23 protein-coding genes and 1 tRNA gene are annotated in these 26,733 nt (G+C 67.5%); 11 read left to right on the plus strand and 13 right to left on the minus strand.

From position 1 onward, the window contains the following. Positions 1 to 42: 42 nt before the first annotated feature. The 3 genes from LC066_RS14705 to LC066_RS14715 all read right to left on the minus strand — a co-directional run bounded on the left by LC066_RS14705 (position 43) and on the right by LC066_RS14715 (position 2,243). The gene (locus tag LC066_RS14705; protein WP_224900475.1) at positions 43 to 819 is read right to left on the minus strand and encodes an ABC transporter ATP-binding protein; all 777 of its coding nucleotides are present in this window, start codon (positions 817 to 819) and stop codon (positions 43 to 45) included. A gap of 85 nt (positions 820 to 904) precedes the next feature. Then, on the minus strand, positions 905 to 1,744 hold the full coding sequence (locus LC066_RS14710; protein ID WP_224900478.1) for a phosphate/phosphite/phosphonate ABC transporter substrate-binding protein: 840 nt from the start codon (positions 1,742 to 1,744) through the stop codon (positions 905 to 907). Between the two features lie 7 nt (positions 1,745 to 1,751). Next, positions 1,752 to 2,243, minus strand: a complete 492-nt coding sequence (locus LC066_RS14715) for a TerB family tellurite resistance protein (protein ID WP_224900481.1) — start codon at positions 2,241 to 2,243, stop codon at positions 1,752 to 1,754. 198 nt (positions 2,244 to 2,441) lie between these two features. Between LC066_RS14715 and LC066_RS14720 the strand changes: the two genes are divergently transcribed. After that, positions 2,442 to 2,972, plus strand: a complete 531-nt coding sequence (locus LC066_RS14720; RefSeq protein ID WP_224900484.1) for a hypothetical protein — start codon at positions 2,442 to 2,444, stop codon at positions 2,970 to 2,972. 304 nt (positions 2,973 to 3,276) lie between these two features. Here LC066_RS14720 and ppk2 read toward each other — a convergent pair whose 3' ends face one another. Further along, a complete protein-coding gene (ppk2, locus tag LC066_RS14725; protein WP_224900487.1) occupies positions 3,277 to 4,215 on the minus strand; it encodes a polyphosphate kinase 2 in 939 nt (312 codons plus the stop codon). 334 nt (positions 4,216 to 4,549) lie between these two features. Here ppk2 and LC066_RS14730 point away from each other — a divergent pair, with 334 nt between their 5' ends. Beyond that, positions 4,550 to 5,845, plus strand: coding sequence for an MFS transporter (locus tag LC066_RS14730; RefSeq protein ID WP_222478615.1), 1,296 nt, complete (start codon positions 4,550 to 4,552; stop codon positions 5,843 to 5,845). 317 nt (positions 5,846 to 6,162) lie between these two features. Here the strand turns inward: LC066_RS14730 and LC066_RS14735 are convergent, their stop codons facing one another. The 4 genes from LC066_RS14735 to LC066_RS14750 form a co-directional block, all read right to left on the minus strand. After that, the gene (locus tag LC066_RS14735; RefSeq protein WP_224900490.1) at positions 6,163 to 6,801 is read right to left on the minus strand and encodes an SGNH/GDSL hydrolase family protein; all 639 of its coding nucleotides are present in this window, start codon (positions 6,799 to 6,801) and stop codon (positions 6,163 to 6,165) included. Positions 6,802 to 6,967: 166 nt separating this feature from the next. Further along, positions 6,968 to 8,611 carry a CTP synthase gene (locus LC066_RS14740; RefSeq protein ID WP_224900492.1) on the minus strand — a complete coding sequence of 548 codons (1,644 nt, stop codon included), beginning with the start codon at positions 8,609 to 8,611 and terminating at the stop codon, positions 6,968 to 6,970. 245 nt (positions 8,612 to 8,856) lie between these two features. Beyond that, positions 8,857 to 9,225, minus strand: a complete 369-nt coding sequence (gene secG, locus LC066_RS14745) for a preprotein translocase subunit SecG (protein WP_224900495.1) — start codon at positions 9,223 to 9,225, stop codon at positions 8,857 to 8,859. Positions 9,226 to 9,507: 282 nt separating this feature from the next. Further along, the gene (locus LC066_RS14750) at positions 9,508 to 9,909 is read right to left on the minus strand and encodes a DUF6524 family protein (RefSeq protein WP_224900498.1); all 402 of its coding nucleotides are present in this window, start codon (positions 9,907 to 9,909) and stop codon (positions 9,508 to 9,510) included. Between the two features lie 272 nt (positions 9,910 to 10,181). On the opposite strand from LC066_RS14750, the gene LC066_RS14755 reads away from it, so the two are divergent. The 3 genes from LC066_RS14755 (at position 10,182) to LC066_RS14765 (ending at position 13,103) form a co-directional block, all read left to right on the plus strand. After that, on the plus strand, positions 10,182 to 11,477 hold the full coding sequence (locus LC066_RS14755; protein ID WP_224900501.1) for an adenylosuccinate synthase: 1,296 nt from the start codon (positions 10,182 to 10,184) through the stop codon (positions 11,475 to 11,477). Between the two features lie 100 nt (positions 11,478 to 11,577). After that, positions 11,578 to 11,829 carry a DUF2842 domain-containing protein gene (locus tag LC066_RS14760; protein ID WP_222478607.1) on the plus strand — a complete coding sequence of 84 codons (252 nt, stop codon included), beginning with the start codon at positions 11,578 to 11,580 and terminating at the stop codon, positions 11,827 to 11,829. Positions 11,830 to 11,870: 41 nt separating this feature from the next. Beyond that, the gene (locus tag LC066_RS14765) at positions 11,871 to 13,103 is read left to right on the plus strand and encodes a multidrug effflux MFS transporter (protein WP_224900505.1); all 1,233 of its coding nucleotides are present in this window, start codon (positions 11,871 to 11,873) and stop codon (positions 13,101 to 13,103) included. Between the two features lie 98 nt (positions 13,104 to 13,201). Here LC066_RS14765 and LC066_RS14770 read toward each other — a convergent pair whose 3' ends face one another. Further along, the gene (locus LC066_RS14770; RefSeq protein WP_224900522.1) at positions 13,202 to 16,327 is read right to left on the minus strand and encodes a valine--tRNA ligase; all 3,126 of its coding nucleotides are present in this window, start codon (positions 16,325 to 16,327) and stop codon (positions 13,202 to 13,204) included. A gap of 362 nt (positions 16,328 to 16,689) precedes the next feature. On the opposite strand from LC066_RS14770, the gene LC066_RS14775 reads away from it, so the two are divergent. Both LC066_RS14775 and LC066_RS14780 read left to right on the plus strand, forming a co-directional pair. Beyond that, on the plus strand, positions 16,690 to 18,996 hold the full coding sequence (locus LC066_RS14775; protein ID WP_224900524.1) for a xanthine dehydrogenase family protein molybdopterin-binding subunit: 2,307 nt from the start codon (positions 16,690 to 16,692) through the stop codon (positions 18,994 to 18,996). Next, positions 18,980 to 20,050 (plus strand): DUF2235 domain-containing protein, encoded by a 1,071-nt coding sequence (locus LC066_RS14780; protein ID WP_412103245.1) that lies wholly within the window; start codon positions 18,980 to 18,982, stop codon positions 20,048 to 20,050. The genes LC066_RS14775 and LC066_RS14780 overlap by 17 nt, the downstream gene beginning before the upstream one ends. A gap of 228 nt (positions 20,051 to 20,278) precedes the next feature. Here the strand turns inward: LC066_RS14780 and LC066_RS14785 are convergent, their stop codons facing one another. Next, positions 20,279 to 20,752 (minus strand): PaaI family thioesterase, encoded by a 474-nt coding sequence (locus LC066_RS14785; protein ID WP_224900527.1) that lies wholly within the window; start codon positions 20,750 to 20,752, stop codon positions 20,279 to 20,281. Between the two features lie 143 nt (positions 20,753 to 20,895). After that, positions 20,896 to 21,762 (minus strand): methylenetetrahydrofolate reductase [NAD(P)H], encoded by an 867-nt coding sequence (gene metF, locus LC066_RS14790; RefSeq protein WP_222478594.1) that lies wholly within the window; start codon positions 21,760 to 21,762, stop codon positions 20,896 to 20,898. A 93-nt stretch (positions 21,763 to 21,855) separates the two neighbouring features. Between metF and LC066_RS14795 the strand changes: the two genes are divergently transcribed. Then, complete coding sequence (locus LC066_RS14795; RefSeq protein WP_224900531.1) at positions 21,856 to 22,812, plus strand: LysR family transcriptional regulator; 957 nt, start codon at positions 21,856 to 21,858, stop codon at positions 22,810 to 22,812. 101 nt (positions 22,813 to 22,913) lie between these two features. Beyond that, positions 22,914 to 23,702 (plus strand): inositol monophosphatase family protein, encoded by a 789-nt coding sequence (locus LC066_RS14800; protein ID WP_222478590.1) that lies wholly within the window; start codon positions 22,914 to 22,916, stop codon positions 23,700 to 23,702. 245 nt (positions 23,703 to 23,947) lie between these two features. Here LC066_RS14800 and LC066_RS14805 read toward each other — a convergent pair whose 3' ends face one another. Beyond that, the gene (locus LC066_RS14805; RefSeq protein WP_224900534.1) at positions 23,948 to 24,802 is read right to left on the minus strand and encodes a rhomboid family intramembrane serine protease; all 855 of its coding nucleotides are present in this window, start codon (positions 24,800 to 24,802) and stop codon (positions 23,948 to 23,950) included. Between the two features lie 157 nt (positions 24,803 to 24,959). Between LC066_RS14805 and LC066_RS14810 the strand changes: the two genes are divergently transcribed. After that, a tRNA-Leu gene (locus LC066_RS14810) sits at positions 24,960 to 25,045 on the plus strand. 38 nt (positions 25,046 to 25,083) lie between these two features. Here LC066_RS14810 and LC066_RS14815 read toward each other — a convergent pair. After that, entirely contained in the window at positions 25,084 to 25,344 is a 261-nt protein-coding gene (locus LC066_RS14815; protein ID WP_224900536.1) for a MarR family transcriptional regulator, read from the minus strand. A gap of 333 nt (positions 25,345 to 25,677) precedes the next feature. On the opposite strand from LC066_RS14815, the gene LC066_RS14820 reads away from it, so the two are divergent. Beyond that, complete coding sequence (locus LC066_RS14820) at positions 25,678 to 26,607, plus strand: L-lactate dehydrogenase (protein ID WP_224900539.1); 930 nt, start codon at positions 25,678 to 25,680, stop codon at positions 26,605 to 26,607. Positions 26,608 to 26,733 lie beyond the last annotated feature (126 nt).

Raw genomic sequence — 26,733 nt, forward strand, 5'->3', positions numbered from 1 at the left:
GGTTGTCCGGCCCGGTTGTCCCCGGGCTCGGGGTGTCTGAAGTCAGGCGCTGGTGGTCGCGCTAAGGAATTGTTGCAGGCGTTCGGTCTTGGGCGCGCCGAAGAGCTGCTCCGGCGGGCCCTGTTCGATCAGGTTGCCCTGGTGCAGGAAGACCACCTGGTCCGACACGTCGGCGGCCAGGCGCATGTCGTGGGTGACCAGCAACATGGTCCGTCCCTCGGCGGCCAGGTCCTTGATGACCTTCACAACTTCCTGTTCCAGCTCCGGGTCCAGGGCCGAGGTCGGTTCATCGAACAGCAGCGCCTCCGGCTCCATCGCAAGCGCCCGGGCGATCGCCGCGCGCTGTTGCTGGCCGCCGGACAGCTGGGCGGGCCAGGCGTCGGCCTTGTCGGCGATGCCGACCTTGGCGAGGTAATCGCGGGCCTTGGGTTCCACCTCCGCCCGGTCGCGGCCCAGCACCGTCAGCGGCGCCTCCATCACGTTCTGCAGGATGGTCATGTGGGACCACAGGTTGAACTGCTGGAAGACCATCGACAGGTTCGTGCGGATGCGCAGCACCTGCTTGGCATCCGCCGGGCGCCGCCCGTGGCTCTGGCCGCGCCAGCGCACGGCCTCTCCCTTGAACAGGATCTCGCCCTGCTGGCTGTCTTCCAGCAGGTTGGCGCAGCGCAACATGGTGGATTTGCCGGACCCGGAGGAGCCGATGAGGGAAATGACGTCGCCCCGGTGAGCGGTCAGCGAGACGCCCTTCAGCACCTCCAGCTCGCCATAGGCCTTGTGCAGGTCACGTAGTTCAATGACGGGCGGGTTCTGGCTCACGTATCCCCCTGAAAGCCTCGGCCTCTGTTGATCCGCCGATTTGGACCGAATTTGACCGTGAAATCAATATTCGTGAAGGATGACTTCACGACAATGGGTCACGGGGTAGGGCCGGGGGAAGGGGGATGGCGAAATATTGGGCCGCGTCGGCGGGCAGAAGCCGGGTGAACCCGATGGCGCTGCGGTCGGCCAGGGGCAGTTGCGTCAGGGCCCGGTCCAGTGCGGCGGCCAGTGGTGCCGGGGCGCGCCCGGTCGCAGTGATGATGGGATGCGCTGGCGTGGGCCGCGTGCGGTCGATCACCTTCAGGGCCAGGGCGGCGCGATCCTCCTCCGCCAGCAGCAGGCGCCAGGTCACCAGATCGATGCAGGCCAGGTCGGCGCCGCCGTCGGCCACCAGCTGCACCGCCTGGGCATGGGCGCCGGTGAAGGTGACCGGGCCGAGGCTGATCCCTGCCTGTTCGGCATGGTCGCAAAGCGCGGCCCAGCCCGACTGGCTGACCGGTTCGTTCGCCGCTGCCGGGCGACCCGCAAGATCCGCCATGGCGCGCGCCGGGTCATCCGCGCGGGTGACGATGACGGACCGGTAGTGACCGGGCGGTGTGCCGGGCAGGGCGGGATCCGTGGTCCCCACCAGGGTGACGCGCCCCTTCAGCGGCCCGCGAAAGGGCAGGCCGCAGGTCTGGGCCAGCAGCAGGTCCGGGGATTGCCAGAGATCGAAGAGATCGGCCGTGCCGCGCCAGAGGCCGTCGGGCAGGGCATCCGCCTGATCCGGCAGGGCTTGCGCCAGTTCCGGGCGCAGGTGCTGCCAGAGCCGGTCGTAGATATGCGCCGTGGTGGCCCGGTCGTACATCGGGAAGGCCACCGCCAGCGGCGGGATCGCGGAAGACGCGGGGGCGGACCTGGGGCTGGGGGCGGCGGAGGTCATTGCCGGGTCAGGACCAGGGGCCCGGGCGGGCGCTGGTATCGTCGGGATCCGCCGCGGGCGCATCGGAGGCCCCGGCGCGCTGGCGGGCCCGGGCGCTGTCCTGATCGGTGATCCCCAGAAGTGAGGTCACCAGGCGCAGCAGCGCGTCCTCCTCCGGGTCGCGACTGCCATCGGCCAGCACCACCTGCCAGAGCGCCTCGACCACCGCCAGACGGTTCTCGTAAGGCACCGCGTCCTTGATGGCGCGGGTGAAGCGAACGGTGTCGGGGGCCTGCCCCTCCAGCTCTTCGGCATCGCGCAGCAGCGCCTCGGCGCCGGCGCCGTCCAGCGCGTAGCGGGTTTCCAGGATGCGCCCGATGGTGCGGCGTTCGCCACCGTCGAAGGTGCCATCGGCACGGGCCACGCGCACCAGCAGGGCGGAAAGCGCCAGCCGCGCATCGCCCTCGTTCAGGGGCTCTGGGCGGGGCGCGGTGAGGCGGGAGAGGAAATCACCAAACATGATCCGAGATATAGACCGCCCCCCGCGTCGCGCCAATGGGGGTCACGGGTTTGAGAATTGGCTTGGGAAATAACACAACCTGGGGCATGATGGGTTTGCCTAAGGGTTGAATGTCCCGCCTTGGCCACAATTGTGACCAAAATTTTTCTTAAATCACGTGCAATTAGATGACGTGTCAGGAAGTTTCAGGAGTGCGCAATGCCGTCTCTCGCTCGGATTGATTGGGCTGCCGCCACCGCTGAAGAGCGGTTGGAGGCCCTGCGCCGTGCAACGGATCGTCAGGTTTGCGCCATGTCACGTGCCGTCGAATGGGAACCCGGTTCCTACGAGGTGATCCGCTGGATTTCCGCGCAGGTCTGCGTCGATCTGGGCTCGGCCCTGACCCTGTTTCACAACGCGGAGCCGGAGCGGTTTGACAAGGTTCCCCGTGCGCAGGTGCCACCTGCCATGCAGCCTGTCTGTGCCCAGCTCGACGCGCTGTGCCAGCGTATCAACGCGGGTTTCTACCTGCCGGACCCGGCGCGCAAGATGATCGGCCCGGACCGTCTGGCCACTTGGCTGGAAACCCAGGCCGAGGATGCGCGCCAGGGCATCGAAGGGCGCTGGCGGTTGAACCCGGCGATCGTCGGGCAGATGGCCAACGCGCTGCCGGTGAAGGCCGGACGACGCAAGGCCACGGCCAAGGAAAAGAGCCTTCTGGGGCGCATTTTCTCGCCCCTTACGGCCTGATCCCCGGGCGCGGTCCGGCATCCGAAATCCCAGATTGCGCAAAGATGCGCCGCGCCGTTTTGGCGGTCTGTGGGGAATACCGTTTCCTGCAGATGGTCTGTCGTCGAAATCGGGCGCCCAAAAGGAATGTCTGTAATAAATCTAAAGGCGCGCCGGTTATTTTAGTCGGCAGATTAAAAATGCCTATTTGTTTCGTTTCCAGAGCGAAACCCGATAGGGTCCCGAGGCGCGCCGCCTTGGCGGAAAGGCCCGGATGGCCTTTCCGCCTGTCACCCCGCCAGTCGGGCGATCACCGCACCCGGGATCAGTATTTGGAGGGCACGTAAAGATCCGGCGGCAGGACCGCGCGCTCGTAGTCGGAATTGTAGACCCGTTCCGGCAATTGCACCTCCTCCGAGGGCACATCCGCATAGGGGAACAGCGTCAGCAGGTGGTCGATGCAGTTCAGCCGGGCGCGTTTCTTGTCGTTGCCGGGCACGATGTACCAGGGCGCCTCGGGGATGTTGGTGCGGGCGAACATCTCCTCCTTGGCCTTGGTGTAGCTTTCCCATTTCACCCGGCTCTGCAGGTCCATCGGTGACAGTTTCCACTGCTTCAGCGGGTCGTGGATGCGCATCAGGAATCGCAGCTGCTGTTCCTCGTCAGTGATCGAGAACCAATATTTCACCAGCCGGATGCCGGAGCGCACCAGCATCCGTTCAAATTCCGGCACGTCGTCGAAGAACTGGCTGACCTGGTCCTCGTCGGCGAACCCCATGACGCGCTCGACCCCGGCGCGGTTGTACCAGCTGCGGTCGAACAGCACGATCTCGCCCCCGGCGGGCAGGTGCGGCACGTAACGTTGGAAATACCACTGCGATTTCTCCCGCTCCGACGGGGCTGGCAGGGCGACGGTACGCACCACGCGGGGGTTCAGGCGCTGGCTGATCCGCTTGATGACGCCGCCCTTGCCGGCGCTGTCGCGGCCCTCGAAGATGACCACGACCTTCTCGCCGCTATGCACCACCCAGTCCTGCAACTTGATCAGCTCTGCCTGCAGGCGCAGCAGGTCGCGGAAATACTGCGGACGCGGGATCGAGGGACCGTGGGCCTTGTTGTAGATTTCGCGGATCTTCATCGACAGGACGGCATCTTCCAGCTCGATCTCGTAATCCTCGTCCAGCTCGTCGCGCAGCTCGGCTTCCAGCCAGTCTTCGGAATCCGACAGCTCGTCGGAACGGGAGGGGGAAGGGTCCTGGGGCATGGTCTCTCTCGTGGTCAGATGGGGGCAGGCGCGCGCGCCGCGCGGCTGGTCGGCGCGCGGGGGCGGAATCGCCTGCCTTAGATCACCGGAATGTAACGGTTTCTTGGCAGGGGCCCAAAGGATTGCGGTGCCGCGCTTGGCCCGCATCGGGGGCCACGGTCGGGCGGTTCAGTCATGCGGATGGGTCAACCCCGCCATGTTTTCGCTAAAAATTACCCAAGATGTCTTTTCTCCGCATCTTTGTTGCGCTACCCGCCAGTCTCTGCCTGGCGACGGGGGAGGAGGCCCCGGGGGACGGAGGTTCGGGCGGACCGCAACGAACCGGATACATGACATGACTGATACGACCTCCACGCCCGATATGGCGGCCGAGGCGGCCCCCCTGAACAAGCCCTCGCGCGTTCTGCTGGCAAGCCTGATCGGCACCACCATCGAGTTCTTCGACTTCTATTCCTACGCCACCGCCGCCGTGCTGGTCTTCCCGCACCTGTTCTTCCCCGGTGAGGATGCGACCACGGCGCTGCTGGCCTCCTTCGCCACCTTCTCCATCGCCTTCTTCGCCCGTCCGCTGGGCGCGGCGGTCTTCGGCCACTTCGGCGACCGGGTGGGGCGCAAGACCACGCTGGTGGCGGCGCTGCTGACCATGGGGATCTCCACCGTCATCATCGGCCTTTTGCCGACCTACGCGCAGATCGGCGTGGCGGCGCCGGCGCTGCTGGCGCTGTGCCGCTTCGGCCAGGGCTTTGGCCTCGGCGGGGAATGGGGCGGGGCGGTGCTGATCGCCACCGAGAACGCGCCGGAGGGAAAGAAATCCTGGTATGGCATGTTCCCGCAACTGGGCGCGCCCGTGGGCCTGTTCCTGTCGTCGGGCCTCTTCACGCTGCTGCTGACCTTCATGAGCACCGAGGATCTGCTGGCCTGGGGCTGGCGCATTCCCTTCCTGGGCTCCGTCCTGCTGATCGCCATCGGCCTATGGGTGCGGCTGTCGCTGGCCGAAACCCCGGCCTTCCAGAAGGCGATCGACAAGGAGGAGCGCGTCAAGGTGCCCTTCGTCGAGATCTTCCGCACCCACAAGACCGAGCTGTTCCTGGGCACCTTCGTCGCCCTGTCGACCTTCGTGCTGTTCTACATCGGCACCGCTTACCTGCTGAGCTACAACGTCGGCGTGCTGGACATGTCGCTGACCGAGGCGCTGCACATCCAGCTTTGGGGCGCCGTGGTCTTCGGCCTGTTCATCCCGCTGGCGGGCAAGCTGGCCGACCGTATCTCGCGCTTCCGTCTGCTGCTGGCCGTCACCGTGCTGATCGGTGTCTTCTCCTTCGCCCTGGCGCCGCTGCTGGAAGGCGGGCTGAGCGGGGTCTACGGTTTCGTCACCCTGGGCATGGCCCTGATGGGGATCACCTACGGCATCATCGGTGCTGTCCTGGCCGCGCCGTTCCCCACCGAGGTGCGCTACACCGGCTCGTCGCTGGCCTTCAACTTCGCGGGGATCGTCGGAGCCTCGCTGGCGCCCTATATCGCGACCTGGCTGCAGGCGAACTACGGCATGGGCCACGTGGGCTACTACATGCTGGCCTCCTGCGTCATCACCGTGCTCTGCGTCCTGGCAATGGGCCGGCACAAGATCTGACCAGAGCTTGTGGGAAAAACGCAAAGGGGCCGCGCCGGAAGGAGCGGCCCCTTTTGCATGCCCGTGGCGCGGTCGGCGAAGAACGGCAAACGGCCCGCCCCAGGGGAAAGGGCGGGCCGTATGACAGGGACAAACTTGGGTCGGATCAGAGGACGAACTGCACGATGGCAAGAACGATCACGACGAGCCCGACCAGATAAATGATTGCGTTCACGGGGCATCTCCTTCGGCTGCGGCATGTAAACCATGTCTGTTGCATGGATAACGACGGAAGGGCGCAGATGGTTCCCGTGCGTCCGAGCGTTTTGACCGGAGGGTCAGGGGGTGGCCTGCAGGACCGGCGCGATCAGCGCGGCGATCCGCGCCGATCCTGTTTCCGACGGGTGCAGGCGGTCCCGCGCGAAAAGCGACAGGTCGTCGGGGCTGAAGACGCTGTCCATGTCGACAAGGGAGACGCCGGCGTCGCGGGCGGCCATCGCCCCGAGCCGGCTTTCCAGCACGCGATAGGGGCCCTCGCAGTCGGTGCCGGCATAGCGGGGCGAGGTATAGTAGTCGGCCCAGACGACCTGTGATCCACGGGTCCGCAGGTCGGTCACCAACGCAGGGATGGCGCCCCGCGTCCCGTCCGCCGAAATCAACTGGTCCAACGTTGCCTCGCAATCGTTGCAGTCGCATCCGACACTCAGGTCATTGGCACCGCCGTTCAGCACGACCCATTCCGGGCTGAGGCCCGCAAGCTGGTTGGGGATGTTCAGCGGTCCGGTCCCGCCCCGCACCTGGGCCAGCGGCAGGGAGACGTCGCCAACCGGCGCGCCCAGCCGTGCCTCCAGCTGATCCGCGACAGAGGCGCCGGAGCTGCGGTTCCAGGCCATGACCGAGTCGCCAGCCACGACCACCTCGGCGCCCTCCGGGACGCCGCGACCGCAGGCTGCCAGAAGGGTGAGGGCGAGGAGCATTCGTTTGACCATGGCCCAGCATGTGGCCCGGGGGTCTGCCGGATCAAGTCACGATGCCGGCAGGGCGCCCGTGATGCCGCGGCGCACACCCCTGTCGCCTTGGGCCCAAGATGCAAGAAAGGCGCCCGGTGGGCGCCTTCCTGTATGCTGCGGCTGCGGCTCCGGGTCAGACCAGGCGGCTGACCTCCTTCGCGGCACGCACGAAGTCCGCGAACAGCGGGTGCGGGGCGAAGGGTTTCGATTTCAGCTCGGGGTGGAACTGCACGCCGATGAACCAGGGGTGGTCCTTGATCTCGACGATCTCGGGCAGGCGTCCGTCGGGGGACATGCCGGAGAAGGACAGGCCGCATTCTTCCAGCTTGTCCTTGTACTTGATGTCCACCTCGTAGCGGTGGCGGTGGCGTTCCTCGATCTCGGTGGCGTGGTAGACCTCCGACACCTTCGATCCTTCGGCCAGGGCGGCGGTATAGGCGCCCAGGCGCATGGTGCCGCCCTTGTCATCGCCCACGGCGCGTTTCACCGCGTGGTTGCCCTTCACCCATTCCTTCAGGTGGTAGACCACCGGCTCGAACCGCTTCTTGCCGGCCTCGTGGTCGAATTCCTCGGATCCTGCGGTCTCGATATGGGCCAGGTTGCGGGCCGCCTCGATCACCGCCATCTGCATGCCGAGGCAGATGCCCAGATAGGGGATCCTGCGGGTCCGGGCGAACTCCGCCGCTTTGATCTTCCCTTCGGTGCCGCGTTCGCCGAAGCCGCCGGGCACCAGGATCGCGTGGAAGCCTTCCAGGTGGGGAGCGGCGTCTTCATGGTCGAAGATCTCCGCATCGACCCATTCGACGTTGACCTTGATCCGGTTGGCCATGCCGCCGTGCACCAGGGCTTCCTTGATCGACTTGTAGGCGTCTTCCAGCTGCGTGTACTTGCCGACGATGGCGATCTTCACCGCGCCGTCGGTGTTGTGGATGCGGTCGTAGACATCCTGCCAGACAGTCAGGTCGGGCTTCGGCGCGGGGGAGATCTGGAAGGCATCCAGAACGGCCTGGTCCAGCCCCTCGCGGTGGTAGGCCAGCGGGGCCTCGTAAATGGACCCCAGATCGTAGGCCGGCACCACCGCTTCCTTGCGCACGTTGCAGAAGAGCGCGATCTTCTCGCGTTCCTTTTCCGGGATCGGCTGTTCGGACCGGCAGACCAGGATGTCGGGGGCGATGCCGATCGACTGCAGCTCCTTCACCGAGTGCTGGGTCGGCTTGGTCTTCAACTCTCCGCTCGCGGCCAGGTAGGGCAGCAGCGTCAGGTGCATGAAGATGCACTGGCCGCGCGGCAGGTCATGGGAAAACTGGCGGATCGCCTCGAAGAAGGGCAGCCCCTCGATATCGCCGACGGTGCCGCCGATCTCGCAGAGCATGAAATCGACCTCGTCCTCGCCGACGTGGAGGAAGTCCTTGATCTCGTTGGTGACGTGGGGGACGACCTGGATGGTCTTGCCCAGGTAGTCGCCGCGGCGCTCCTTCTCCAGTACGTCGGAATAGATGCGGCCCGAAGAGACGCTGTCGGTGTTGCGGGCGGCGACGCCGGTGAACCGTTCGTAGTGACCCAGGTCCAGGTCGGTTTCCGCGCCGTCGTCGGTGACGAAGACCTCGCCGTGTTCGAAGGGCGACATGGTGCCGGGATCGACGTTCAGGTAGGGATCCAGCTTGCGCAGCCGGACGGAGAAGCCGCGGGCCTGCAGCAGGGCGCCGAGCGCAGCAGACGCAAGGCCCTTGCCCAGGGACGAAACGACGCCGCCGGTGATGAAGATGTATCTCGCCATGTCTTGAGGCTCCCGTGAAGTGTCGGCGTGCGGACGCGACTTTGGCTGCGCAAAATAAGGACAGAGCGGTCCGAAGACCGCTGTTCCACGGGATTTAAGAGCTACCAGATTCGCATGGCACTGGCAACAGGATCCCGCAAGATGCTGGGTTTGGCAGGAGGCGTCCCGCAAGGTGTAGTGGTTGAGAGGGGGCAGTTTCCCGACGGGCGCCGAAGCGCCCGCTCAGGGCCGGTGCCCGGCCGGTATCAGTCGGCCGAAGGCGTCAGCCCGTCGGTGCCCGACGCGCCCGAGGGCGGCGGCAGCAGGCCGCCTGCATCCGGGGTCTCGGCGCCTTCTGCGCCCTCTTCGACCGGGGCGGGCGCGGTGCCCAGCCGGTCGAGGACCGAGGAGCCGGAGGAGCGTTCCGCGGCCACGATGGTCAGCGCCAGCGAAGTGACGATGAAGGCCGTGGCCAGCACCCAGGTCAGCTTGCCCATGGCGGTTGCCGCGGCCCGGCCGGTCATCGCCCCGCCGCCACCCATGCCGAGGCCACCGCCTTCGGAACGTTGCAGCAGCACCACGCCGATCAGCGCAAGCGCGAGGATCAGGTGGACGATGAGGACGACGTTTTCCATGTACAAAGCCCGTTTCGGTCGCGGGCGCCGGGCGCCCCTGGATCAGTATGCGGCATATCGCGGACGGCCCCGGGGAGCCATCATTCGGCGGGTATCTAAGCCAGACAGGGCTGCACCGCAACCCCGAATGGCGCGGGCCGCGTCGAGGCGCTCGGGCTGTGTCGGGCAGGGTGCGGCGGCCCTGTCGCGCGGGTGGCAAGGGCAGAAGGGGGAGGGCAGCGCGCGATGTTGCCGCTTGGGCGACCCGGGATCGGGGCGTGTCGTTGTAAGGAACAGTGCCGCTCAGCTGTCGTCGTCGATGTCGTCCATGTCGACCTGGCCCGACAGGCGGCGGCGGATCAGGCTCCAGGACAGGCCGATGCCCAGCACCAGCGAGAGCGAGATGATGCCCAGCCACAGCAGGGAATTGCGGTTGGTCAGCCCCAGCAGGCCGAAGTCCGACAGCACCCAGATCAGCGCCGCGGCGATGGCCAGCACCAGCCCCATGCCGAAGACCCCGATCGAGCGCAGGGTGGCGCGCAGGTAGATCACGTAGCCCACGAAGAGCAGCAGCCCCAAAAGTACAGTGACCGACATCAGGTCGGGCCAGTTCTGCATGACCCAGGTGACGTAATTGTATTCGGTCGGGTTGTAGGTGGCGGCGATCAGGAAAAAGGCCACGACCCAGCGAAGGAAGAATCCCATCAATGTCCCCTTTGAAACGGATCTAGCAAATGTCCGCCCGCCGGCGGATCGGTCTTTCGGAAATTGGCGCCGGTTTGCCTGTTTCGGCCCCTTCTGTCCAGCGTCCTGCGCCGCGGCGATGCGTCCCGGCCGGAGAAACGCGGCCTTTGGGTTTCCGTACGGCACAGATTCGGGTTTCGTCCGCGCCGCCCGGACGCTATACCGGCGCGGGTTTGGGCCGCGCGATCCGGATTGCGCGCCCGGTCACATTGCCAAGTCGGAAAGGACCTGAGATGGCCAATGTCGTCGTTGTCGGCGCCCAGTGGGGTGACGAGGGAAAAGGCAAGATCGTGGACTGGCTGAGCGAGCGCGCCGATGTCATCGCGCGCTTCCAGGGCGGCCATAACGCCGGCCATACGCTCGTCATCGATGGCGAGGTCTACAAGCTGAACGCGCTGCCCTCGGGCGTGGTGCGCGGCGGCAAGCTCAGCGTCATCGGCAACGGCGTGGTGCTGGACCCCTGGCACCTGGTCGGCGAGATCGCCAAGATCCGCGAGCAGGGCGTGCAGATCAATCCCGAGACTCTGATGATCGCGGAAAACACCCCGCTGATCCTGCCGTTCCACGGTGAACTGGACCGCGCCCGCGAGGAAGCTTCCTCCAAGGGGACCAAGATCGGCACCACCGGTCGCGGCATCGGCCCCTGCTACGAGGACAAGGTGGGCCGTCGCGCCATCCGCGTTGCCGACCTGGCCGACCGCGCCACGCTGGAGGCCCGCGTCGACCGCGCGCTGACCCACCACAACGCGCTGCGCGCCGGCCTGGGCCTGGAGGCTATCGACCGCGACGCGATCATCGCCAAGCTGGAAGAGATCGCCCCCGAGATCCTGCAATACGCCGCCCCGGTCTGGAAGGTCCTGACCGAGAAGCGGAAAGCGGGCAAGCGCATCCTCTTCGAGGGCGCGCAAGGCTCGCTGCTGGACATCGACTTTGGCACCTATCCCTTCGTCACGTCGTCGAACGTCATCGCAGGCCAGGCGGCCACCGGCGTGGGCATCGGCCCGGGATCCATCGACTTCGTGCTGGGCATCGTGAAGGCCTACACCACCCGCGTGGGCGAGGGCCCGTTCCCGACCGAGCTGGAAGACGAGACCGGCCAGCGCCTGGGCGAGCGGGGCCATGAGTTCGGCACCGTCACGGGCCGCAAGCGCCGCTGCGGCTGGTTCGACGCCGCCCTGGTGAAGCAGACCTGCGCCGTGTCTGGCGTCAACGGCATCGCCCTGACCAAGCTCGACGTGCTGGACGGTTTCGAGACGCTGAAGATCTGCGTCGGCTACGAGCTGGACGGCAAGCGCATGGACTACCTGCCGACCGCCAGCGACGAGCAGGCCCGCTGCACCCCCGTCTACGAGGAGATGCCGGGCTGGAGCGAGTCGACGGAAGGCGCCCGCAGCTGGGCCGACCTGCCGGCGAACGCGATCAAGTACGTGCGCCGGGTGGAAGAGCTGATCGAATGCCCGGTGGCACTGCTGTCGACCTCGCCGGAACGCGACGACACCATTCTGGTCACGGATCCCTTCGCGGATTGATGAGGGGCAGGGGGCTTTGCCCCCGCCGCGGCATGGGGCGCGTCTGCGGAATGCAGACGGGGGCAGCGCCCCTGCGTGGCCAGACAAGAGGAGGACGGGCATGGCTCTGAGCTACAAGGCACGGCGACGCTGGTCGCTGATCATCCTGGTGATCGGTCTGCCGCTTTACATCGTGGCCTGCGTCACGGTGATGAACTGGCTCGGCCGGCCGCCCATCCTGGTGGAGCTGCTGGTCTACGTGGGCCTGGGCGTTCTCTGGGCCTTCCCGCTGAAGATGGTCTTCATGGGCATCGGCCAGGCCGATCCTGACGCCCCGGCTGAAGACACCACGCGGGACGACCCGCGCAGCTGAGCGCCGGGAGAGACAGATAACGGGGGGATGAAGGAACTGACGTGACAGACCGCACCCCGCCGCATCTGGCGACCCTGATCATCCTGACCGGCGGCGCCGTTCTGACCATCAACATGTTCGTCCCCTCGCTGCCCGGCATGGCGCGGGAGTTCGGCGTCGACTACGGCGCGATGAGCCTTGTGATCGGCGCCTACCTGTTGATGACCGCCGTCATGCAGCTGGTCTTCGGGCCGCTCAGCGATGTCTACGGACGGCGCCCGGTGATCCTGGGCGGCATGGCCGTCTTCACCCTCGCCTCGCTTCTGTGCACCTTCACCAGCGACGTGACGGTCTTCTGGATCGGGCGGCTGCTGCAATCGGCCTCCGCCGTCGGTGTCGCCCTCAGCCGGGCCGTGCTGCGCGATCAGTACGAACCGCGCGAGCTGGCGCAGAAGATGGCGACCGTGTCGATGGTCATGGGGCTGGGGCCGCTGCTGGGCCCGGCGCTCGGCGGTCTGATCGACGAGGCCTTTGGTTGGCGCGGGAACTTCGCCTTCTACACCCTTCTGGGGGCGGCGATGCTGGCGCTGAGCTGGCGTGACCTCGGGGAGACCAACCGCAGCCGTGGCGGCGGCTTTGCCGATCAGTTCCGCGCCTGGCCCGAGCTGCTGCGCTCGCCGCGCTTCTGGGGCTATGCCACCTGCTGGAGCTTCTCCATCGCCGCGTTCCATGTCTTCGTCACCGCCGGGCCGCTGGCCCTGTCGGAAGGGTTCGGCATGGGGTCGGGGCAGCTGGGGATCTACATGGGGCTGATGACGGCCGGCTTCATCCTCGGGTCCTGGATCTCCGGCCGTGTGGCGCGGACCGTGGACTGGCCGCTGACCCGGCTGATGCTGATCGGGCGGGCCCTGGCCTCCGCGGGGCTGGCGGTGGCCCTGCTGGCCTGGCTGGCGGGGCATATCAGCCTGCCGGTGCTGCTTGGCGCGGTGATGCTGAACGGGCTGGGCAACGGGCTGACCTCGCCCAATGCCGCCAGCGGCGTGATGGCGGTGCGCCCGCACCTGGCCGGCGCTGCTTCGGGGCTCAGCTCCGCGCTGATCCAGCTGGTCGGCGCGCTGGCCACGGGCAGCGTGGGCCTGCTGCTGACGGCGGAGGTTGCGGTGCCTGTCCTGCTGGGCGCGATGCTGATCATCGCTCTGATCGGGCTGGTGGCGACGCTCTGGCTGACCCGGGTGGAACAGCGCCGGGGCGTGATCTGCAGCGATGTCCCCAAGGCCGGCCCGGGGATGGAATAGGGCAGCGCGCCGCCCACCCATCCCTTCCATGCAAAAGGTCCGCCCCGAGGGGCGGACCTTTGTCATTTCAGCGTTGCGCCCGAGGGCGCAGGCAGGCTTCAGCCCAACTCGTTCATCCGCTCCAGCGCGGCTTTCAGCTTGGCTTCCTCGTCCTGGCGGGCGTCCAGGTTGGCCTGGGTCTCGGCCACGACCTCGGCAGGGGCGCTTTCGGCGAACTTGGGGTTCTTCAGACGGCCGGCCAGGCCACCGATTTCCTTGGCCAGCTTCGCCAGGGATTTCTCCAGACGCGCCTTTTCCTCTTCGACATCGATCACGTCAGCCAGGGGCAGGCCGAAGGTCGCGCCCTCGGCGGGCAGCGTGATGGTGCCTTTGGGGAACTCAGCCACCTCTTCCAGCTCGCCTACGCGCGCCAGGCGCTTGATCAGCGTCTCGTTGCTGGCCCAGGCGGCCTTTGCCGTGTCCGAGAAGCCGGTGACGACCAGCGGCACGTAAAGGCCTGCGGGCACATGCATCTGGGCGCGGGCCGAGCGGATGCTCTCGATCAGCGAGATGGTCCAGTTCATCTCGGCATCCGCCGCCGGGTCGATCAGCTCGGCCCCGTAGGTCGGCCAGTCGTTGTGGGCCAGAAGGCCGTCACGCGATGCGGTGGTCGACCACAGCTCTTCGGTGATGAAGGGCATGATCGGGTGCAGCATGGTCAGGCACTGGTCGATGACCCAGCCCATGACGGCCCGGGTTTCGGCCTGTTCGGGCGCGCCGTCGGCCAGCAGCGGCTTGGAGAATTCCACGTACCAGTCGCAGACCTTGCCCCAGACGAAGGCGTAGAGACCAAGCGCCGCCTCGTTGAACCGGTAGCCGTCCAGCGCGGCATCCACGGTTTCGCGGATGCGGGCGGTTTCGCCGATGATCCACTTGTTCACCGTGGCCGTCGCGACAGGCACCTCCGCCGACGGCGCGCCGCCCTCGAAGACGCCGTTCATCTCGGCAAAGCGGGTGGCGTTCCACAGCTTGGTACCGAAGTTGCGGTAGCCCTTGATGCGCTCCTCCGACATCTTCAGCACGCCGCCGATGGCCGCCATGGAGGCATTGGTCATGCGCAGGGCGTCGGCGCCGTATTCCTCGATGATCTCCAGCGGGTCGATGACGTTGCCGGTGGTCTTCGACATCTTCTTGCCCTTCTCGTCTCGGACGAGCTGGTGCAGGTAGACGGTGTGGAAGGGCACCTCGTCGACGACGGCAAGCTGCATCATCATCATCCGCGCCACCCAGAAGAACAGGATGTCCTCGCCGGTGATCAGCACGTCGGTGGGGAAGTATTTCTCCAGCTCCGGCGTGGGCTGCGGCCAGCCCAGGGTGCCGATCGGCCAGAGGCCCGAGCTGAACCAGGTGTCCAGCACATCGGGGTCCTGCCACACGGGGTAGACCAGCTTGGTCGGGTCCTGGGTCGCGGTGTATTCCGCCAGGCTTTCGGCCAGGGCGTGCTGGGCGGCCTTCTTGTCCGCGACCTCGACGATGCGCGCATGGCTGAGCGGCGAGGGCAGGTCGGCGTTCAGATCCTGGAAGCGGTTCAGCACCTCGTCCAGGTCCGTGCCGCAGGCCTCCACGTCGCCCATGTGGACCATGTGCTCGTCGATGAAGAGGGTCAGCATGTCCACGAGGTCCAGGTCGCCCTCGCCGCCGTCCTTCAGGGTGCCCAGGTCGATGCCGTACCAGACGGGGATCTGGTGGCCCCACCACAGCTGGCGCGAGATGCACCAGGGCTCGATGTTTTCCAGCCAGTGGTAATAGGTCTTCTCGCCGGACTCGGGGATGATCTTGGTGCGGCCCGTGCGCACGGCGTCGAGCGCGGGTTTGACGATCTCCGCGCTGTCGACGAACCACTGGTCGGTCAGCATCGGCTCGATCACCACCTTGGAGCGGTCGCCGAAGGGCTGCATGATCGTCTTGGCCTCGACCAGCGGCACGATCTCCTCGCCCTCTTCGCCTTCGGGGCGCTTGCCGCCCAGGCGTTCGTCGGCGGCGGTGGTCATGACGGCCAGGCCCGCCTCGGTGATGTCGGCAACGACGGCCTTGCGGGCCTCGAACCGTTCCATGCCGCGGTATTTCTCGGGCACCAGGTTCAGCGTGTCGATTTCCATCTCCGTGGCATCGGCGCCCTCGGCGATCTCGCGGGCGCGGGCCACGCAGGTTTCATAGGGGTTGCCATCGGCGCGCATGTTGCCCGCCATGTCCATCAGCCGGTACATCGGCAGGCCGCAGCGCTTGGCGACCATGTAGTCGTTGAAATCATGCGCGCCGGTGATCTTCACCGCGCCCGAGCCGAAGTCGGGATCGGGGTATTCGTCCGTGACGATGGGGATCAGGCGATCGCAGAGCGGCAGGTGCACCATCTTGCCGACGATGGGCGCGTAACGCTCGTCATCGGGGTGCACGGCCACGGCGCCGTCGCCCAGCATGGTCTCGGGGCGCGTGGTCGCGATGGAGATGTAGTCGCGTTCCTCCGACAGGGTGATGTTGCCGTCCTCGTCCTTCTCGACGTAGGTGTAGGTCTCGCCGCCCGCCAGCTTGTACTTGAAGTGCCACATATGGCCCGCGACCTCGATGTTCTCGACCTCCAGGTCGGAGATCGCGGTCTCGAAATGCGGGTCCCAGTTCACCAGGCGCTTGCCGCGGTAGATCAGGCCCTTGTTGTACATCTCCACGAAGACCTTGATGACGGCATCGTGGAAGTTGGGGCTGTTCTCGTGGCCCGTGCGCGGATCCCCCGGCGCGCCGGCCATGGTGAAGGCGTTGCGCGACCAGTCACAGCTGTTGCCCAGGCGCTTCATCTGGCTGACGATGGTCGAGCCGTACTGGCCCTTCCATTCCCAGACCTTTTCCAGGAACTTCTCGCGGCCCATCTCGCGCCGGTTCTCGTTGCCCTGGGCGGCCAGCATCTTCTCCACCTGCAGCTGGGTGGCGATACCGGCGTGGTCCTGGCCGGGCTGCCACAGCACGTCGAAACCGCGCATGCGGTGCCAGCGGGTCAGGATGTCCTGCAAGGTGTTGTTGAAGGCATGGCCCACGTGCAGCGCGCCGGTCACGTTGGGCGGCGGGATCATCACGCAGAAGGTGTCGGCGCCGGGTTTCGCGTTGGCACCGGCCTTGAAGGCGCCGGCCTCTTCCCAGGCGGCGGCGATGCGCGGTTCCGCGGCGGCGGCGTCGAAGGTCTTTTCCATGGCCATTGGGCTGATCCCCTGTCGAGTCGGCCCCCTGCGCGGGGGCTATGCGTCTGAGGGCAGGGGATAGCGCAAGGGCGCGCGAAGGTGAAGCCTCCGCAACGCCGCGCCCGCGCGCAGGCCCAGCGGGCCGTCCCCCACCTGTACTCTTGTCGGAAATGCCCCGAGGAGTGACACGGCGGGCCGGGACAGGAGACACCGCCCCCCTAGTCCTGCCGCCAGCCAACCCCACGCCCGGCCCGGCAGCAGGGCCCCGCGCCCGGCCCCGCAGCAAGGCCATGCCGCAGGGCAGAAATCCGGGGGGCGGGGGATGGACTATGCGTGGTGAGAGGCTAGTGTCGGGGCAAGGACCACCGAGGGAGCGCAGCATGGAAAAGTTCGGTCGAAGCCAGCCGGTCAAACGGGTCGAGGACGTGCGGTTCGTCACCGGCCACGGCGGCTACGTGGATGATGTGGCGCCCAAGGGTTCGCTGTTTGCCCATATCTTCCGCTCGCCCGTGGCCCATGGCACGATCACCGCGCTCGATCTCGATGCCGCGCGCGAGGTCGAGGGGGTGCGCCTGGTCGTCTCCTCCGCCGATCTGCACGCCGCCGGGCTGACCGGCGGGCTGGCCGCGTCCCAGGCGCCCAACCGTGACGGCTCCAAGGGCGCGGAGGTGCGTCATCCGCTTCTGGCCGAGGACAAGCTGCGTTTCGTGGGCGAGGCCGTGGCGCTGATCGTGGCGGAGACGCCCGAGGCGGCGAAGGATGCAGCCGAGCTGATCGAACTGGACTACGACGATCTGCCCGTGCAGGGCTTCCTCGCCCCGCATGTGGCCGACGTGCACGACAATGTGCCCGGCAACCAGGCCGTGGATTATGCCACAGGCGACGCCGAGGGCGTCGAGGCCGCCCTGGCCGCCTCCGCCCACGTGGTCCGTGCAGAGGTGGCCGACAACCGCGTCATGGTCGTCTCGATGGAGCCACGCGGCTGCTACGCCGAATGGCAGGGCGACCGCGTGCACCTGTGCTTCGGCGGGCAGGGCGTCTGGGGCGCAAAGAAGGAGCTCGCCGGGCTCTTCGGGCTGGACGAAGGGCAGGTGCGGGTGACGCACCCCGATGTCGGCGGCGGCTTCGGCATGAAGGCCAAGACCTACCCCGAATACGTCCTCTGCGCCTTTGCCGCGCGCGAGCTGGGCGCGCCGGTGCGCTGGACCGCCGACCGGACCGAGTCGATGCTGTCCGACAACGGCGCGCGGGACCTGACCCATGAGGTCGCGCTCGGCTTCGATGCGGACCACCGGATCACCGCCTACCACGTGAAGACCCGCTACAACCTGGGCGCCTACAACTCCAACTTCGGCCAGATGATCCAGACGCATCTCTTCGCCCGCGTGCTGACCGGGGTCTATGACATCAAGGCGGCGCTGCTGGAAGCCGAGGGCTTCTATTCCAACACCACGCAGACGGACGCCTATCGCGGCGCGGGTCGCCCCGAGGCAATCTACCTGCTGGAGCGCGCCATGGACTACGCCGCCCGCGATCTGGGCCTCGACCCTTGGGAGCTGCGGCGCAAGAACTTCATCAAGGGGGACCAGTTCCCCTATGCCACCGCCACGGGCGAAAGCTATGACGTGGGCGATTTTCCCCGGCTCCTGGATGCCGTGGCCCAGGCGGCCGACCGGGCGGGCTTTGCCGAGCGGCGCGCCGCCTCCGAAGCCGCGGGCAAGCTGCGCGGGCAAGGACTTTGTTATTACATCGAGTCCATCCTCGGGGATCCCTCGGAGACGGCGAAGGTGGAATTCAACGACGACGACACGGTCAGCATCTATGTCGGCACCCAGTCCAACGGGCAGGGGCATGAAACGGTCTACGCCCGCTTCCTAGCCGACCAGACCGGCATCCCGATGGAGGCGATCCGCGTGATCCAGGGCGACAGCGACCGCATCGCCACGGGCGGCGGCACGGGCGGGTCGCGTTCGGTCACTACCCAGTCGAACGCGACGCTGGCCGTCACCGGCGCCATGACCGAGGCCTTCGCGGGCTTCCTGGCCGAGAAGATGGATGTGGCCCCGGGGGACGTGAGCTTCGACGACGAAAGCTTCCGCATCAAGGGCTCCAACGCCGCGCCCACCATGATGGATGTGGCTGAGATGGCCCGCGAGGCCGGGCGCAGCGATCTTCTGGTGCATGAGGAAAAGGCCAAGCTGCCGGGGCGGTCCTATCCGAACGGTGCCCATGTGGCCGAGGTGGAGGTCGATCCCGAAACCGGCCAGGTGCGGCTGGAGCGTTACACGGTGGTCGATGATTTCGGCAATCTGATCAACCCGATGCTGGCCGAGGGACAGGTGCATGGCGGCGTCGTGCAGGGCGTGGGCCAGGCGCTGATGGAAAACGTCACCTACGACGAGGACGGCCAGCTGCTGACCGCCAGCTTCATGGACTATGCCATGCCGCGTGCGGGCGATGTGCCGATGATCGGTTTCTCGACCGAACCCGTGCCCTCGACCCAGAATCCCATGGGTATGAAAGGCTGCGGCGAGGCGGGCACCGTGGGATCCATGGCCGCGACCGCCAATGCTGTGATGGATGCGCTGTCGGGCGCGGGCGTGGCGCGGGCCGACATGCCGTTCACCCCGCAACGGGTCTGGACCCTGCTGAGGGAGGCGGCGAAAGACCGTGAAGCCGCCGCTTGAACGCCTAGTCGCCCGGCTGTGGCCGGGCGGGTGGCTGCAACGTCGCCGGCGCGCGCCGGCGCGGCTGAACCGCCAGCCTGTCACGCATGTGGTGATCCTCGACGGCACCATGTCCTCGCTTCTGCCAGGGCAGGAGACGAACGCCGGGCTGGTCTACAAGCTGGTGAACGAGATGTCGGGCACCGGCCTGTCGGTCTACTACGAGGCCGGGGTGCAGTGGGACAGCTGGCGCAGCACGATGGATGTGCTGCTGGGCCGGGGCATCAACCGCAAGATCCGCGGCGCCTATGGCTACCTCGCCTCGCGCTACCGGCCCGGTGACCGGATTTTCCTCTTCGGCTACTCGCGGGGCGCCTATGCGGTGCGCTCGCTCGCGGGGGTGATCGACCGCGTGGGGCTGGTACGCGCGCCGCGCGCAACCGAACGCAACATCCGCCAGGCCTACCGCCTCTACCAGGACAGCCACGACCAGGTGGTCATCGACGCCTTCCATGATCGGGAATGCCACCCCCATGTGGAGGTGGAGATGATCGGCGCCTTCGATACGGTCAAGAGCCTCGGGCTGCGCCTGCCGTTCATCTGGAAGCTGGCCGAGGTGAAACACGCCTTCCACAACCACGAGCTGTCCCATTGCGTGAAGTCGGGCTTCCACGCCCTGGCGCTGGAGGAGACCCGTCAGGTCTACGCCCCGGTGCTGTGGGAGAGCGATCCGTCCTGGCGTGGACGGCTGGAACAGGTCTGGTTCCCGGGCACCCATGGCGACGTGGGTGGGCAGCTGGGCGATTTCCAGGAGGCGCGGCCGCTGGCCAACCTGCCGCTCGTGTGGATGCTGGGCCAGGCGGAGTACCGGGGCCTGCCACTGCCGCCCGGCTGGCGGGACCGATTCCCGATGGACATCCATGCGCCGTCGGTCGGGCAATGGCGGGGTTTCGCCAAGCTCTTCTGGCTGCGCAAACCGCGGGTGGTGGGCGCCGACCCGTCCGAGCGGCTGCACGACAGCGCGCTGGCCCGGGGGACCTATCCGACCAATGCGCAGCTGGCACATCCACACTGAAGGCGCGCCAGGCGGCCTGCGGCGCGCCGGTGAGTATTTTCTCCGAGGTGAAGAGGGGGAGGGGCGCCTGCGAGGCAAGGGCGCGCGCGGTCGCTACTGGGGTACCCGCCTTTTGCAAAAGGAGGGTCCTGCCGTTCCCGCCCGTGCGCCGTGGCGGCGGAGCGTCATCCCCTTGTCTTCACCTTGTCGCAAATACTCCGGCACGCGGGCGGGGCCGGGCAGGTAGCCTCAGAAGGAGGCGCCCGGCGGCAGCGGCAGCACGGCGCAGGTGGTGGAGCCGGTGGCGTAGAGCTTGCCGTCCTCGATGCCCGTCAACTCTCCGACGGCAACGCCGGTCGACCGGCCCACGTGCTGGGTGCGGCCCGTGGCACGCACGGCCATGCCATAGGGGATCGGGCGCAGAACGTTGACCTTGAACTCCAGCGTGGTGCAGCCGCGCCCGGCAGGCAGGCGCGACAGCACGGCGCAGGTCATGCAGCTGTCGAGGATCGTGCCGTACCAGCCACCGTGGACGGTTCCTGCGGGGTTGGCGAAATCGGGCAGGGGTGTGCCGTCGAAGATGACCGTGCCTTCCTCGGCCGAGGTGAGGCGGAAGTTGAGCACTTGGCCGATCGAAGGCCCGTCGCGGCGCCCGTCGATGATGGATCGCAGGGCGTCCAGCCCCGTCATGGCCGCGCGCTGCGGGACGGTCTGCTCTGTCATGGTCTCTCCTCCTGACAGTAGCCTAGTCCCGCCTTGCGGATGTCGCAACCGCATCGCGGACATTTTCGGGCCGGTGGACGGAGAAACGCCCGGACCTTTCGATCCGGGCGTCGGGCAGGGTCTGTGCCGGTGGTGTGGCGCGCTCAGGCGACCTTTTCCAGCTTGGTGCGCGGCGTCACGCCCAGGGCATGGCAGACATCGCGGGTCAGCTCGGGCTTGTTCAGGGTGTAGAAGTGCAGCTTGTCCACGCCCTCGCTCATCAGCGTCTCGCACATCTCAGTGCAGAGCGCCGTGGCCAGCAGGTCCTGGCGATCGTCGCGGATCGCCTTGTCGAAGGCGTCATCCAGCCAGGTGGGGATCGCGGTGCCGCAGGCTTCGGCGAAACGGCGCAGGCCCTTCCAGTTCTCGATCGGCAGGATGCCGGGCACGATGGGCGCGGTGATGCCGGCGGCGGCGCAGCGGTCGCGGAAGCGCAGGAAGGTTTCCGGCTCGAAGAAGAACTGGGTCAGCGCCTCCGACGCGCCGGCGTCCAGCTTGCGCTTCAGCCAGTCGACGTCGGCGCCCTGGTCGGCCGCCTCGGGGTGCTTTTCCGGATAGGCGCCGACGCGCAGCGTGAACTGCCCCGTGGCCGAGAGCGCCTCGATCAGCTCGACCGAGTTGGCGAAGCCGCCCGGGGTCGGGGTGAACTGGCCCTCGCCCTTGGGCGGGTCGCCGCGCAGGGCCACGATGTCGGTGACGCCGGCAGCGGCGAAGCCCTCGACGATCTGCATCGTCTCCTCACGCGTGGCATTCACGCAGGTCAGGTGGGCGGCGACGTTCAGCCCGGTGTTCTTGTGCAGCGTGCCGACCGCATCGCGGGTCAGCTCGCGCGTAGTGCCGCCGGCGCCATAGGTGACGGAGACGAAGCGCGGCATGAGCGGGGCCAGGACCTGCACGGTGTCCCAGAGACGGAACGAGGCCTCGAGGTTCTTCGGCGGGAAGAATTCGAAGGAAACGGCGGGCACGGACATGATTCACTCCTGATGAAAGGTTTCCCCTTGTCGCTGCGCAGGCGAAATGAGACAACTTCATAATTCTCACGATAATCATGAGGCGCGCAGCATATGCACCTGGAGCTGAGACATCTGCGGACGATCCGGGCCATTCATGAGACGGGAGGCCTGCAGAAGGCGGCCGAAAGCCTGCACATTACCCAGAGCGCGCTGAGCCATCAGATCAAGGGGCTGGAGGCGCAGGCGGGGATGGAGCTCTTCGTGCGGCGCACCAAGCCGATGCGCCTGTCGGCGGCCGGCCTACGCATGCTGCGTGTGGCCGAGCGGGTGCTGGAGGAGGTCGAGGCGCTTGAGGCGGAGTTCGACCAACTGCGCGACGGCAGCGCGGGGCGGCTGCACATCACCCTGGAATGCCACGCCTGCTACGACTGGCTGCTGCCGGTGCTGGAGCTGTTCCGCCGTGCCTGGGCCGAGGTCGACGTGGACATCCGTCCCGGCCTTGCCTTCAACGCCATGGAGGCGCTGGAGCGCGAGCAGGTCGACGTGGTCATCACCTCCGATCCGGAGGACCTGCCGGGGATCACCTTTGCGCCGCTCTTCGACTATTCACCGGTCTTCGTGGCCGCCGCCAGCCATCCGTTGGCCGCCAAGAGCCTGATCACCGCCGAGGACTTGGCGGGGGAGACCCTGCTGACCTACCCGGTCGAGCGGTCGCGGCTGGACGTCTACAAGATGCTGCTGGGACCGGCCGGGGTCGAGCCGGCGGCGCACCGCAAGGTCGAACTGACCGAGGTGATCCTGCTGCTGGTGGCCTCGGGGCGCGGGGTGGCGGTGTTGCCCGACTGGGTGATGCGCGAGATCCGCTATCACCCCGATTACGTTACCCGACCCATTGGCGACGGGAAGATGAGCCGGCGCATGTATGCCGCCTGCCGCAGCGAGGACGCGCAGAAACCCTACATGGCCCATTTCGCCCGGCTGGCCCGCACCGAGGCGGTGAAGCTGCAAAGCGAGAGCGGCCGGGAAGCGGGTCGTGACACAGGCCGCGAGGTCGCCCGCACCCGCTGATCCGGCCGGGCCGCGCCGGATGGCGCGCGAGGGCGCCGCAGGCCCTTGGCAAGTGGGCTCGCGACGTCTATACGCGCCACTCGAACACAGGAGCCAGCCCCATGTCCTTCAGCGCCAACCTCAACATCATGATGAAAGCCGCCCGCAAGGCGGGCCGCTCCCTCGTGAAGGATTTCCGCGAGGTGGAGAACCTGCAGGTCTCGGTCAAGGGCGCGGGCGACTTCGTCAGCCGGGCCGACATCGCCGCCGAGGCGATCCTGAAGGAAGAGCTGATGGGAGCGCGCCCCAACTACGGCTGGCTGGCCGAAGAGGGTGGCGAGGAAGAGGGCGAGGATCCGACCCGGCGCTGGATCGTCGATCCGCTGGACGGCACCACCAACTTCCTGCACGGGCTGCCGCACTGGGCGATTTCCATCGCGCTGGAACACAAGGGCCAGATCGTCGCCGGCGTCATCTACGATCCGGCCAAGGACGAGATGTTCATGGCCGAGAAGGGCGAGGGCGCCTGGATGAACGACATGCGGATCCGCGCCTCGGGCCGGATGCGGATGATCGAGGCGGTTTTCGCCACTGGCGTGCCCTTCGCCAACAGCCGCCACCTGCCGGCCACGTTGAAGGACCTGGCGCGGCTGATGCCCGCCTGTGCCGGTGTGCGTCGCTGGGGCGCGGCCTCTCTCGACCTGGCCTATGTGGCCGCGGGTCGCTACGACGGGTTCTGGGAACGCGGACTGAAGCCCTGGGACCTGGCGGCCGGCCTGGTGATCCTGCGCGAAGCCGGCGCCTTCGTCGAGCCGATGGACCCCGAGGGCGACATCCTGTCCGACGGCGCGATGATCACCGCCAACGAGCCGCTGTTCGATAAATTCTCCAAGGTCATCCGCGACGCCTGAGCCGCAGCGGATCGACGGATGAGACAAGGCGCGACCCTTTGGGTGGCGCCTTTTTTCTTGGGGCCGTTTCTCCGGAGGTTGTCTGAGGGACAGGGGGAGGGGGCTTTGCCCCCTCTGGAGCCGTGCCGGCTCCATTCACCCCCAGAGTATTGCCAGCTTCAGGATGGGACGGGTGGGGCGCCTGTGGGGAGGGGGGCGGGACGCAGAGCGGCGTGGCCCGCGAAGGAGGGGGGAGTGCCCGGGGGTCAGACCCAGGGATCGCTCGGCGGCTTGCGCCGGGATCGGCCGGCGCGGGGGATGACGCTGCGCCCCGGGCGCGGGGCGGCGGGACCCGAGGCGCTGTCGCGGCGTTTGCGCTGGCCGCGCGCCACGCGGGGGACAGAGGAGCGGGTGAAGCTGTACTGCGCCTCGGGGTTTGGCGGGCGCCCGTGGTTGACGTTCCAGTAGCGCGGGCCGCCGCGCTTGAAGAAGACCGGCAGGGTCAGCACCAGCCCGATCACGAAGCCGCCCGCATGGGCCCAGTAGGCCACGCCGCCGGTGGTCGGATCGGCGCCCACGCCGTTGAACAGCTGGGTAACGAACCAGAAGCCCAGCATCAGCCAGGCCGGCACCGGGATCACCTTGAAGAAGAAGATGATGATGATCAGGATGTCGACCTTGGCGCGCGGATAGAGGAGCAGGTAGCCCCCCATCACCCCGGCGATCGCCCCCGAGGCCCCCACCGTGGGCACCACCGACTCCGGGGCCGAGATCAGATGCGCCAGGCCGGCGCCCAGCCCGGATGCCAGGTAGAAGCCGAGGAAGCCGAAGTGGCCCATCTCGTCCTCCAGGTTGTCGCCGAAGATCCACAGGAACAGCATGTTGCCCGCCAGGTGCATGAAGCCGCCATGGAGGAACATCGAGGTCAGCAGGGTCGCCGCCCCGTCGCCGGAGCTGACCCGCGCGGGGATCATCGCGTAGCTGCCGAAGAAGGCATTGATCGCCTGCGGATCGCCCATCAGGCCGACATAGCTGAAGAAGACCAGCACATTGGCCGCGATCAGCAGGTAGGTGACATAGGCCGTGCGGCCCGACGGGTTGTGATCGCGCAGGGGAAACATGGCCAATAGCTGGTCCGAGGGGCCCGGCAGGTCAAGCGCAAATCGCCGTGACCACCCCGGGACGTTGGGCCGGGCGCGCGAGCGGTCGCGCCGGGGGCTGTGACGGTCAGGGTTTGAACTGCGCGCGAAGCTGTGCCAAAGCTGTCGGACGTGGTCGGCGGGCGTGGCGGAATGGTAGACGCACGAGACTTAAAATCTTGCGCCTGAAAAGGCTTACGGGTTCGAGTCCCGTCGCCCGTACCACGTTCCGCCTTTCCCGCTGTCCCGGCGCGCCGTCGGCCTCAGGCGCCCTTGCGTCGCGCGCCGGTGCCCTCGCGCCGTTCCCAGATCTGCGTGCCGCCGATGCGTTCGGCTGCGCGCACCAACCCCTGGGCCTCCATCCGGCGCAGCAGGTGCAGGGTGCCGCTGCGGCTCATGCCGAGGCGGCGCTGCAGTTCGGTCTGGGTGCGAGGCCGTGCCAGTTCGGCCAGCACGACCTTCTTGCGAAGCTCCGCCCCGGCATTGCGACGGCGCAGCATATGCGGTTGTTCTCGATCCGGCATCGCGGTCCGGCCCGGGGAAGGCCGTCCTTTTGGGGTCTCGGGGGGACGCGGAATGGCGTCCGGGAGGGTCTGGAAATATCCCTCAGATGGACCACGCGGGCCGGGGGCTGTCAAGATGGGCGCAGGCAGGGGCAAGCCTGGGCGCGGGCGGGCAGGCCGGATCTGTCGCAGCCGTGGCGCTGCCCGCGAAGGGGGCGCTGCGGCGGCAGGACGCAGCCCCGGGGGCGTCGGGGCGCGGTTCCCCCGTGCAACCGTCGCGCGATCTGCCTAGGCTGGCACCGGACGTATCCGCGGGGTGCGTCCGATCGAAGTTGTGACACAGGGGGCGAGCAGATGAAGGTAGGCATTGTCGGCGCGGGCATGGTGGGATCCTCGGCGGGCTTCGCCCTGGTCCTGCGCGGCGTGGCCAGCGAGATCGTCCTGGTGGACCACAACCCCGGTCTGGCCCAGGCCCAGGCCGAGGACATCGCCCATGCGATGCCCTTCGCCCAGCCGACCCGGGTGCGGGCGGGCGGTTACGACGCGCTGGAAGGGGCGGAGGTCATCATCATCGCCGCCGGCGTGCCGCAGAAGCCCGGCGAGGACCGGATGAGCCTGCTGGGCCGCAACGCCGCCGTCTTCGGTGATGTCATCGCGGAAACCAACCGCGTGGCCCGCGACGCGATCCTGCTGATCGCCTCGAACCCCGTCGACATCATGACCGAGGTGGCGCTTCAGGCCTCCGGCCTTCCGGCGGCGCGGGTCTTCGGCTCGGGGACGATCCTTGATACCGCGCGGTTCCGCTACCTGCTGGGGCAGCACCTGAACGTCGCCGCGCAATCGGTCCATGCCTATGTGCTGGGCGAACATGGCGACAGCGAGGTGCTGGCCTGGTCCTCGGCCCGGTCGGGTTGCGAGACGCTGACGGATTTCGCCGACCAGGTGGGGGCGCCGATCACCGATGCGGTGCGCCAGGAGGTGGACCAGAAGGTGCGCCGCGCCGCCTATCGCATCATCGAGGGCAAGGGCGCCACCTGGTACGGCATCGGCGCCGGGCTGGCCCGCATCGTCCAGGCGATCCGCGACGACCAGCGCGCTGTGATGACCGTCTCCGCCCGGGTGAGCGAGATCGAGGGCATTCACGACGTCACCCTGTCGCTGCCGCGCGTGGTTGGCCGCGCGGGCGTGGCCGAGACACTGATCCCGCACCTGTCCTTCGCCGAGGCGACGGCGCTGCGGGCCTCCGCCGGGATGCTGCGGGAAACGGCACAGAAGCTTCTGTGATCTGCGGCGAACCGCAGGAATGTTGCCAATCCGCGTCTGTTTCTGCTAGGAAGCGCCTTCGTCGGCCCTTCGGACATTGCGTCATCGGGCCAGGAAGCTCGCGCGCGTGCTCGCGTCAATTTCGGT

The sequence above is a fragment of the Pseudooceanicola marinus genome, assembly GCF_020177265.1.
GTDB lineage: Bacteria > Pseudomonadota > Alphaproteobacteria > Rhodobacterales > Rhodobacteraceae > Pseudooceanicola > Pseudooceanicola marinus_A.

Coding starts and splice junctions, on each gene's coding strand:
- LC066_RS14710 (WP_224900478.1), bottom strand. CDS start 1,744: ATGACCTCCGCCGCCCCCAGCCCCAGGTCCGCCCCCGCGTCTTCCGCG.
- LC066_RS14715 (WP_224900481.1), bottom strand. CDS start 2,243: ATGTTTGGTGATTTCCTCTCCCGCCTCACCGCGCCCCGCCCAGAGCCC.
- LC066_RS14720 (WP_224900484.1), top strand. CDS start 2,442: ATGCCGTCTCTCGCTCGGATTGATTGGGCTGCCGCCACCGCTGAAGAG.
- ppk2 (WP_224900487.1), bottom strand. CDS start 4,215: ATGCCCCAGGACCCTTCCCCCTCCCGTTCCGACGAGCTGTCGGATTCC.
- LC066_RS14730 (WP_222478615.1), top strand. CDS start 4,550: ATGACTGATACGACCTCCACGCCCGATATGGCGGCCGAGGCGGCCCCC.
- LC066_RS14735 (WP_224900490.1), bottom strand. CDS start 6,801: ATGCTCCTCGCCCTCACCCTTCTGGCAGCCTGCGGTCGCGGCGTCCCG.
- LC066_RS14740 (WP_224900492.1), bottom strand. CDS start 8,611: ATGGCGAGATACATCTTCATCACCGGCGGCGTCGTTTCGTCCCTGGGC.
- secG (WP_224900495.1), bottom strand. CDS start 9,225: ATGGAAAACGTCGTCCTCATCGTCCACCTGATCCTCGCGCTTGCGCTG.
- LC066_RS14750 (WP_224900498.1), bottom strand. CDS start 9,909: ATGGGATTCTTCCTTCGCTGGGTCGTGGCCTTTTTCCTGATCGCCGCC.
- LC066_RS14755 (WP_224900501.1), top strand. CDS start 10,182: ATGGCCAATGTCGTCGTTGTCGGCGCCCAGTGGGGTGACGAGGGAAAA.
- LC066_RS14760 (WP_222478607.1), top strand. CDS start 11,578: ATGGCTCTGAGCTACAAGGCACGGCGACGCTGGTCGCTGATCATCCTG.
- LC066_RS14770 (WP_224900522.1), bottom strand. CDS start 16,327: ATGGCCATGGAAAAGACCTTCGACGCCGCCGCCGCGGAACCGCGCATC.
- LC066_RS14775 (WP_224900524.1), top strand. CDS start 16,690: ATGGAAAAGTTCGGTCGAAGCCAGCCGGTCAAACGGGTCGAGGACGTG.
- LC066_RS14785 (WP_224900527.1), bottom strand. CDS start 20,752: ATGACAGAGCAGACCGTCCCGCAGCGCGCGGCCATGACGGGGCTGGAC.
- metF (WP_222478594.1), bottom strand. CDS start 21,762: ATGTCCGTGCCCGCCGTTTCCTTCGAATTCTTCCCGCCGAAGAACCTC.
- LC066_RS14795 (WP_224900531.1), top strand. CDS start 21,856: ATGCACCTGGAGCTGAGACATCTGCGGACGATCCGGGCCATTCATGAG.
- LC066_RS14800 (WP_222478590.1), top strand. CDS start 22,914: ATGTCCTTCAGCGCCAACCTCAACATCATGATGAAAGCCGCCCGCAAG.
- LC066_RS14805 (WP_224900534.1), bottom strand. CDS start 24,802: ATGTTTCCCCTGCGCGATCACAACCCGTCGGGCCGCACGGCCTATGTC.
- LC066_RS14815 (WP_224900536.1), bottom strand. CDS start 25,344: ATGCCGGATCGAGAACAACCGCATATGCTGCGCCGTCGCAATGCCGGG.
- LC066_RS14820 (WP_224900539.1), top strand. CDS start 25,678: ATGAAGGTAGGCATTGTCGGCGCGGGCATGGTGGGATCCTCGGCGGGC.